At 71.7% G+C, this 8,130-nt stretch carries 7 protein-coding genes; 3 read left to right on the top strand and 4 right to left on the bottom strand.

The features are described 5' to 3' along the window. The coding region (gene uvrB, locus JWN97_RS11000; protein ID WP_297622403.1) for an excinuclease ABC subunit UvrB at positions 1–1,511 on the bottom strand (1,511 nt) is incomplete at its 3' end. Between the two features lie 55 nt (positions 1,512–1,566). Here uvrB and JWN97_RS10995 point away from each other — a divergent pair. Together JWN97_RS10995 and JWN97_RS10990 are read left to right on the top strand one after the other, a co-directional pair. Further along, the gene (locus JWN97_RS10995; protein WP_297622401.1) at positions 1,567–2,376 is read left to right on the top strand and encodes a hypothetical protein; all 810 of its coding nucleotides are present in this window, start codon (positions 1,567–1,569) and stop codon (positions 2,374–2,376) included. A gap of 37 nt (positions 2,377–2,413) precedes the next feature. Then, entirely contained in the window at positions 2,414–3,658 is a 1,245-nt protein-coding gene (locus JWN97_RS10990; protein ID WP_297622399.1) for a phospholipase D-like domain-containing protein, read from the top strand. On the opposite strand, the gene JWN97_RS10985 is transcribed toward JWN97_RS10990, so the two are convergent. The 3 genes from JWN97_RS10985 to JWN97_RS10975 all read right to left on the bottom strand — a co-directional run bounded on the left by JWN97_RS10985 (position 3,618) and on the right by JWN97_RS10975 (position 7,199). Continuing rightward, a complete protein-coding gene (locus tag JWN97_RS10985; RefSeq protein ID WP_297622397.1) occupies positions 3,618–4,490 on the bottom strand; it encodes a hypothetical protein in 873 nt (290 codons plus the stop codon). The genes JWN97_RS10990 and JWN97_RS10985 overlap by 41 nt on opposite strands. Beyond that, the gene (locus JWN97_RS10980) at positions 4,487–6,175 is read right to left on the bottom strand and encodes an FAD-dependent oxidoreductase (RefSeq protein WP_297622395.1); all 1,689 of its coding nucleotides are present in this window, start codon (positions 6,173–6,175) and stop codon (positions 4,487–4,489) included. The genes JWN97_RS10985 and JWN97_RS10980 overlap by 4 nt, the downstream gene beginning before the upstream one ends. Before the next feature lie 91 nt (positions 6,176–6,266). Then, positions 6,267–7,199 carry a DNA-3-methyladenine glycosylase 2 family protein gene (locus JWN97_RS10975; protein ID WP_297622393.1) on the bottom strand — a complete coding sequence of 311 codons (933 nt, stop codon included), beginning with the start codon at positions 7,197–7,199 and terminating at the stop codon, positions 6,267–6,269. Between the two features lie 41 nt (positions 7,200–7,240). Here JWN97_RS10975 and kynA point away from each other — a divergent pair, with 41 nt between their 5' ends. Continuing rightward, positions 7,241–8,095, top strand: coding sequence for a tryptophan 2,3-dioxygenase (gene kynA, locus JWN97_RS10970; protein WP_297622391.1), 855 nt, complete (start codon positions 7,241–7,243; stop codon positions 8,093–8,095). The last annotated feature ends 35 nt before the right edge of the window (positions 8,096–8,130 follow it).

The raw sequence follows: 8,130 nt of genomic DNA, 5'->3' as shown, positions 1-8,130 counted from the left end.
ATCCGCAGCTCACGGAGCAGCTCGATGCGGCGCAGCGTGTCGACCTCGGAGTGGAGGTATCGGGTGCGGATGCCGGCGTCGAGGAGGGAGTCGGTGAGGTCCTCGGACATCTTCTTGGTCAGCGTCGTGACCAGCACCCGCTCGTCCTTGTCGGCACGCGTGCGGATCTCGTGGATCAGGTCGTCGATCTGGCCCTTGGTGGGCTTGACCACGACCTCGGGGTCGACGAGCCCCGTCGGGCGGATGATCTGCTGGACGGTCTCGTCGACGCCGCCGACCTTGTCGAGCTCGTAGTTGCCGGGGGTGGCCGAGAGGTAGATCGTCTGGCCGATCCGGTCGAGGAACTCCTCGAACTTGAGCGGTCGGTTGTCCATCGCGCTCGGCAGCCGGAAGCCGTGGTCGACGAGGTTGCGCTTGCGCGACATGTCGCCTTCGTACATCCCGCCGATCTGCGGCACGGCGACGTGGGACTCGTCGACGACGAGGACGAAGTCCTCGGGGAAGTAGTCGAGCAGCGTGTTGGGTGCGCTGCCGCGGGTGCGGCCGTCCATGTGCATCGAGTAGTTCTCGATGCCGGAGCACGAGCCGACCTGCCGCATCATCTCGACGTCGTACGTCGTGCGCATCCGCAGCCGCTGCGCCTCGAGCAGCTTGCCCTGCTTCTCGAAGAGGGCGAGCTGGTCGTCGAGCTCGAGCTCGATGCCCTTGATCGCCCGCTCCATCCGCTCGGGGCCGGCGACGTAGTGGGTGGCGGGGAAGACGTGGAGCTCGGTGTCGTCGGAGATCACCTCTCCGCTGATCGGGTGGAGCGTCATCAGCCGCTCGATCTCGTCGCCGAAGAACTCCACGCGCACGGCGAGCTCCTCGTAGACCGGGAAGATCTCGAGCGTGTCGCCGCGCACCCGGAAGGTGCCGCGGGTGAACGACATGTCGTTGCGGGTGTATTGGATCTCGACCAGGCGGCGCAGCACCGAGTCGCGGTCGTGCTCCTCGCCGACCTTGAGCCGCAGCATCCGGTCGACGTACTCCTGCGGGGTGCCGAGGCCGTAGATGCAGGACACCGTCGAGACCACGATCGTGTCGCGGCGGGTGAGCAGGCTGTTGGTGGCGCTGTGGCGCAGCCGCTCGACCTCCTCGTTGATCGAGGAGTCCTTCTCGATGTAGGTGTCGGTCTGGGGGACGTAGGCCTCGGGCTGGTAGTAGTCGTAGTAGGAGACGAAGTATTCGACGGCGTTGTCGGGGAAGAGCTGACGCAGCTCGTTGGCGAACTGCGCGGCGAGCGTCTTGTTGGGCTGCAGGACCAGGACGGGACGCTGCAGCTGCTCGGCCACCCAGGCGACCGTGGCGGTCTTGCCGGTGCCGGTCGCGCCGAGGAGCACGATGTCCTGCACGCCGCCCTTGATCCGCTCCACGATCTCCTCGATCGCGGCCGGCTGGTCGCCTGACGGGCTGTAGTCGGAGACGACCTTGAAGGGCGCCACGCGACGCTCGAGATCGGTGATCGGACGCATGCGTCGAGCCTACGGGGAGCCACCGACAACGGCACCGAGCACTACCCTCGCGGCCATGCCCCCGGACGCCCCACAGCCGCCCGACCACGTGCTCGACCTCTTCGTGGCCGAGGGCGTGCTCGAGCGCCTCCCGGGCGGCCAGGGGACCAGCTGGCGCGCCGGCGACCTGGTGCTCTCCCCCGGACGAGACCCGTCCGAGGGCTGGCTCGCGCCCCACCAGGCCCGCATCGCCGTCCGGCTCGACGAGCAGGTCCCGCGCGCGGTCCGGCTGTCGCTGCCCGTGCCGGCCCGCGACGGAAGCCTGGTCGTGGACGGGTGGGCCGCCACCCGCTTCGAGCCCGGCACCACGCCCTGTCGCGACCTCGTCGTTCTGCGGGCCACGGCCCACCTCCTGCACGCCCACCTCGCGACCGCCGTCCCGCAGCGTCCCGACGAGCTCGACGCGCGCACGGACCGCTGGGCGGTGGCGGAGCGGCAGGCGTACGACGCCGACGCGGCGGTCCGCGCCGCTCGCGAGCGCGGGGACTCCGGCCTCGCCGACCTGGTGAGTGCCCTCGCCGCCGACCTGGATGACACCGACCTGGGCCGCGATCAGCTGGTGCACGCCGACCTCGCGGGCAACGTGCTGCTGGACGCGACCGGCACTCCCTTCGTCATCGACCTCTCCCCCGCCTGGCGCTCGCCGCTGTGGGCCGAGGCGGTGTGCGTCCTCGACGCGGTGCTGTGGGGCGGCGCTCCCGCAGACGCGCTCGACGAGTGGCGTTCGGGCGTCCACCGGCAGGCGATGCTGCGGGCCGCGCTCTTCCGCGTCCTCTCCGACCAGCCGTGCGACGTCGGTGGCTACGCCGCGCTGGGCCTGGCGTGACCGCACCACGCTGGCGGGTGCTGGCTAGATTGTGCGCGTGACCGCCGCCCGCCTGCTGACATCAGTCCGACGGAGCCTGCTCGGGCTGCTCGGTCTCCAGATCGGCCTTGCGATCGCGCTGTCGCTCGTCGACTCCTACCGGCGGCGCGGCAAGAAGCCCAAGCCGTTCCCGGTGACCGGTCCGGAGACCGTCGCGGTCGGGGGCGGCGAGATCACGACGTACACCTTCGGGCGCGACCTCTACGACGACATGCTGGCCGCCATCGACGGCGCGAAGAAGCAGGTCCTCTTCGAGACCTACATCTGGAAGGGCGACGAGATCGGGTGGAAGTTCAAGACCGCCCTCACCGCCGCCGCCGACCGGGGCGTCGACGTGCACTGCATCTACGACGGCTTCGCCAACATGGTCGTCTCCCCCGCCTTCAAGCGGTTCTCGCCGTCGCTGAAGGTGCTGCGCTACCCGGTCTGGACGGCCGGCCTCCGCTTCTGGGACCTCCGACGCTACGGCCGCGACCACCGCAAGATGCTGGTCGTCGACGAGGAGGTCGCCTTCCTGGGCGGCTACAACATCGGCTCGGCGTACGCCACCGAGTGGCGCGACACCCACGTCCGGATCAGCGGCCCCGGCGTGTGGGACCTCAAGCGCGCCTTCGCCGACTTCTGGAACCTCAACCGCCGCCACCGCCTGCGCCGCAGCGACCGGCCGCTCCTGCTCGAGACCGCCTCCGACTGGGACCCGCAGATCCGCATCCACCGCAACGTCCCACGGCAGTGGAACTTCCCGATCCGCAGCATGTACCTCGAGGCGATCAACCGCGCCAGCCGCAACATCTGGCTGACCACCGCCTACTTCCTGCCCGACCAGGACTTCGTCGACACGCTCGCCGAGGCGGCGCGCCGCGGGGTCGACGTACGCATCCTGCTGCCGCTGAAGTCCAACCACATCGTCGCCGACTGGATCTCCCGCGGCTACTACGGCCAGCTGCTCGCGTCGGGGGTGCGGATCCTGCGCTTCAAGGACGCGATGGTGCACGCCAAGACCGCCACCATCGACGGCAGCTGGGCGACCGTCGGCACGGCCAACATCGACCGGCTCAGCCTGCAGGGCAACTACGAGATCAACCTCGAGGTGATCGACCCGGACTTCGCGGCGGTGATGGAGGCGGTCTTCCTCACCGACGAGAGCAACTGCCTCGAGCTGACCCTGGACGAGTGGCAGGCCCGCGACCTCAACCGGAAGTTCACCGAGAGCTTCCTGGCGCCGCTGCGCCCCCTCCTCTGAGCAGCAGGATCCAGGCGCCGACGACGCCGATCCACGCCAGCCCCGCGACGTACGCCGCCGCCTGCCACGACGACCAGTCGATCGCGTCCCCGAAGCGCGCGAGCGCGATGCCCTCCAGCACGACGAAGACCACCGCCGTGAGCCCCACCGGGCGCACCTGCTCGGCGTCGTCCGCGAGGAAGGCGTGCGCGGCGGCCCAGCCGAGGCCGACGAGCCAGGCACCGACGGCCCGCGCGGTGAGCGGGGTCAGTGGCCACGACCACGCGCCGGCGGCGCTCTCCGGCGCCACGAGCAGTGCCAGCCCGGCCAGCACCAGCGTCGCGGCCAGCGCGACCAGCAGCCACCGCAGCACCGACGGCAGACGTCGTACGTCGTGCGCGGCCTCGACGGTCGCGTCGCTGCGGTCCTGCACGCCCAGCGCCACCGCCATCGCGACCGGGACCCCGGCATAGATGGCGATCCACCCCCACGCGACGGCGCGCGCGCTCGTCGGCTGGTGCAGGCCCAGGTGGAACTTGTCGAGGTGGAGCAGGGTCACCACCAGCGTGAGGGTGGTGAAGACCAGCACCGCCCACACCGTCAGCCGTGCCCGTCCCCACAGGGCCGACCTCGCGCCCGCGACCTCCAGGACCGCGCTCGACCAGTAGGCCGCGCCGAGGAACACCGCCGTCATCGGCACGTCGATCGTCCAGGAGAACCACTCCGCCGTCCGCTGCGAGAAGACCGTCAGCTGGAACCCGGCCAGGAAGACGAGGACGGCCGCCACCACCAGGACCACGCGCGTCGCGCCGGCCACCGGGGCGTCGGATCGAGCGGCGTGCCGCGAGGTCATGGTGCCGGCGCGGGCACGGGGTGCGCGGCCAGGTAGCCGTGGAGCATCGCGATCACCATCGCCCCGTCGCCGACCGCCGTGGCGACGCGCTTGACCGACCCCGCCCGCACGTCGCCGACCGCGAAGACCCCCGGCAGGCTGGTCTCCAGCGACAACCGCATGCTGCCGTCCGCGGGCGTCGAGACCTCGCGGCCGGTGCGGACGAAGCCCTGCTCGTCGCGCTCCACCTCGTCGGGCAGCCACCCGGTGCGGGGCATCGAGCCGATCAGGACGAACAACCCGCCCGCCCCGACCTCCTCCGTCTCCGTGCCGTGGGGATCGCCGAGGGTCAGGCCCATCAGGCAGCCGTCGTCGCTGCGGCCGCCGACCACGGCCGTGCGGTAGCGCAGCGTGACGTTGCGGGTCGCCTCGAGCTGGGAGATGAGGTAGTCGGACATGCTGGCCGCCAGCGACGGCCCGCGCACGAGCAGCGTCACCTGCCGGGCGTAGCGGGCCAGGTGCAGCGCCGCCTGCCCGGCGGAGTTGCCGCCGCCCACGACGTAGACGTCCTGCCCCGCCATCGACGGTGCCTCGGAGACCGCGGCGCCGTAGTAGACGCCGCGCCCCACCAGCGACTCCAGCTCCGGGACGTCGAGGCGGCGGTAGTCGACGCCGGTGGCGATGACGACGCTGCGGCTGCGCACCAGGCTGCCGTCGGCCATCGCGACCGTGCGCAGCTCGCCGTCGGTGCCGAGCGCCTCGACCGGCCTCATGAAGCTGTAGTCGGTGCCGAAGCCCCACGCCTGCTGGAAGGACCGGAAGGCCAGGTGCGCGCCGCTCACCCCGCGGGAGAAACCCGGGTAGTTGCGGATGAGGGACGAGGTGCCGGCCTGTCCGCCGACCGCCTGCTGCTCGACCACCAGCGTGGACAGGCCCTCGGACGACGCGTAGACGGCCGCGGCCAGCCCGCTGGGGCCGGCGCCGACCACCACGACGTCGTACACGTGCTCGGGCGTCAGCGGCGCCATCAGGCCGAAGGCCTCCGCGATCTCGAGGTCGCTCGGCGCCTCCAGCGTCGTGGGCGGCGAGGTGAAGGCGAGCTGCACCACCGGCAGCTCGGGATCGGTCAGCCCGAGCCCGGTCAGGAGCCGGGTCGCCGACTCCGTGCCGACCTGGTGGAAGCCGACCGGGATGTGGTTGCGCCCGAAGGAGTCGCGCAGGGAGTGGGTGCGCTCGTCGCGCTGCTGGCCGATGATCCGGACCGCTTCGAAGCCGATGCCCTGGGCCAGGTGCCAGTCGTCGAGGGCGTCGACGATCGCCCCGTGGAACTCCTCGTCGCGAGGACGCTCGGGACGCAGCAGCAGGAGCTCTGCGTGCCCCTGCCCGATGGCGGCGAACACGTCGGCCGTGCTGGCGAAGTCGCCCCACACGGCGCAGATCGCCCGCTTCGCCGAGGGGTGCAGCCCGTAGGCGCGGCGCAGGAAGGTCAGGCCGTCGCGGTCGTCGGGGCCGTAGCAGCCGATGACCAGCGCCACCTCCCGGTGCCACCGTCGCAGCCCCTCGAGCACCGCGCGCGCGTGTGGGTAGTCGGCGCAGACCACGACCTCGTAGTCGCCTCCGTAGCGTCGCCGCAGCTCCGACCCCACCACGGCACGGGATGCCGCGTCGCTCGTGGCCAGCAACATCACAGGATCGACGTCACCCATGACGGCCTCCCTCAAAGCCTCTGGACCGCCATCGACGCTACCCCCGAGCAGACGGTGGCGGCGACACCATTTCTGGGGGTTTGGGCCGTCGTCAGCGGGTGGGCAGGTGCGTCGGGACACTCATCCGCGGACCCCGCCGCGGCCGCGACTGACCGCCGGCGATCGCCATCGCCGCGGCCCGGCCGCGCTGCGGGCGGTAGGGCTCGAGCAGCTCACCCATCTCCGCGTCGCTGATGTCGTGGCCGACCAGCGCCCAGCCGACCCAGTTGGCGAGGTGGTAGTCGCCGAAGCTGACCGCGTCGGCGTCGCCGAGCGCGCGCTGACGCACCTCGGCGCTGGTCCACACCCCGATCCCGCGCACCGACCGCAGCCGGCGGTCGGCCTCGTCGACGGGCACCTGCGAGATCCGCTCGAGGGACGACGCGAGGCGGCACGCGGTCACGAGGGTCCTGGACAGGGCGGGCTCCACGCCCAGCCGCAGCCACTCCCACGACGGGATGGCCGCGATCGTCTCCGGGGTCGGCTGGAGCATCAGCCGCAGCGTCGCGACCGGCCCCGGCGCCGGCTCCCCGTGACGGCGTACGAGCTCGCGGAACGAGCCGAACGCCTGCTTGCCGGTGACCTTCTGCTCGAGGATCGACGGCACGAGCGACTCCATGACCAGGCCGGTGCCACCGATGCGCCAGTGGCGGTGCCGCTTCCAGCCCTCGGCGACCTGGGGGTGGTGGTGCGGCTCGAAGTCGGTGGGGTCGTCGTCGGCCCCGAGCAGCGCGGGCGTCCGGTCGAGCGCCCACTCGGCCCCCGGCCCCCACGCGCGGGCGAGCACGTCGCCCGTCGAGGGCCGGGCCTGCACGCACAGCGTCGCCGGCCCCGTCGGCGTACGCATCGCGCGCCAGTGGCGACCGGCGTCGTCCTCGCGCTGGGTGGGGTCCCCCGCGCCCCGGCGCTGCGGGCGGAGCACCTGCGCCACCGAGCACGGCCACGCGGGCACCCAGGTGCGGGTGCGCTCGTCCGGGGTGACCATGGGGACGACGGTAGACGAGGCCACCGACTAGGTTGCCGCCCATGGGTGAAACTCCGAACCAGCGCGATCTAGAGGACGGCATCCAGCAGGACTTCTCGCGCTCGATGTCCTACGGCGACTACCTGCGCCTCGACGTGCTGCTCGCCGCCCAGCAGCCCCTGTCCGACCCGCCGCAGCACGACGAGCTGCTCTTCATCGTCCAGCACCAGACCAGCGAGCTGTGGCTCAAGCTGATGATCCACGAGCTCCGCTCGGCCCGCGCCCTGCTGCGCGCCGACGACCTCTCCCCCGCCCTCAAGCGGATGGCGCGGATCAAGCACATCCAGCACACGCTCACCGACCAGTGGTCGGTGCTCGCGACGCTGACGCCGAGCGAGTACGCCGAGATCCGGCCGTTCCTCGCGACCAGCTCGGGCTTCCAGTCGTCGCAGTACCGCGAGGTCGAGTTCCTGCTCGGCAACAAGAACACCGACATGGTCAAGGTCTTCTCCCACGACGAGGCCGCGCGCGCGGCCCTCGAGGAGCTGCTGCACGAGCCGTCGCTCTACGACGAGTTCCTCGCCCACCTCGCGCGCCAGGGGTACGCCGTCCCGCAGCGGCTGCTGGACCGAGACTGGTCGCAGCCGCACACGACCGACCCCGACCTCGTCGACGTCTTCGCCTCCGTGTACGCCGCCCCGGCCGAGCACTGGGGCGTCTACGAGACGTGCGAGGAGCTGGTCGACGTCGAGGACGCCTTCCAGCAGTGGCGCTTCCGCCACCTGCAGGTCGTGCAGCGGGTGATCGGCCACAAGGTCGGGACCGGTGGGTCGTCGGGGGTCGACTTCCTGCGGCGGGCCCTCAGCCTGACGTTCTTCCCGGAGCTCTACGAGGTGCGGACGCGGATCGGGGAATGAGCCAGACCTGTGTCGTATCGCCGCCGACCGGCGGC

The sequence above is a fragment of the Nocardioides sp. genome, from assembly GCF_025965415.1.
Classification (GTDB): domain Bacteria; phylum Actinomycetota; class Actinomycetes; order Propionibacteriales; family Nocardioidaceae; genus Nocardioides.
The sequence above is the reverse complement of the archived record's forward strand: the minus strand, read 5'-3'. Positions and strand labels throughout refer to the sequence as shown.

Bases quoted from the DNA above. Each gene is read 5' to 3' on its own strand.
- JWN97_RS10995 (WP_297622401.1), top strand. From the start codon at position 1,567: ATGCCCCCGGACGCCCCACAGCCGCCCGACCACGTGCTCGACCTCTTC.
- JWN97_RS10985 (WP_297622397.1), bottom strand. From the start codon at position 4,490: ATGACCTCGCGGCACGCCGCTCGATCCGACGCCCCGGTGGCCGGCGCG.
- JWN97_RS10980 (WP_297622395.1), bottom strand. From the start codon at position 6,175: ATGGGTGACGTCGATCCTGTGATGTTGCTGGCCACGAGCGACGCGGCA.
- JWN97_RS10975 (WP_297622393.1), bottom strand. From the start codon at position 7,199: ATGGTCACCCCGGACGAGCGCACCCGCACCTGGGTGCCCGCGTGGCCG.
- kynA (WP_297622391.1), top strand. From the start codon at position 7,241: ATGGGTGAAACTCCGAACCAGCGCGATCTAGAGGACGGCATCCAGCAG.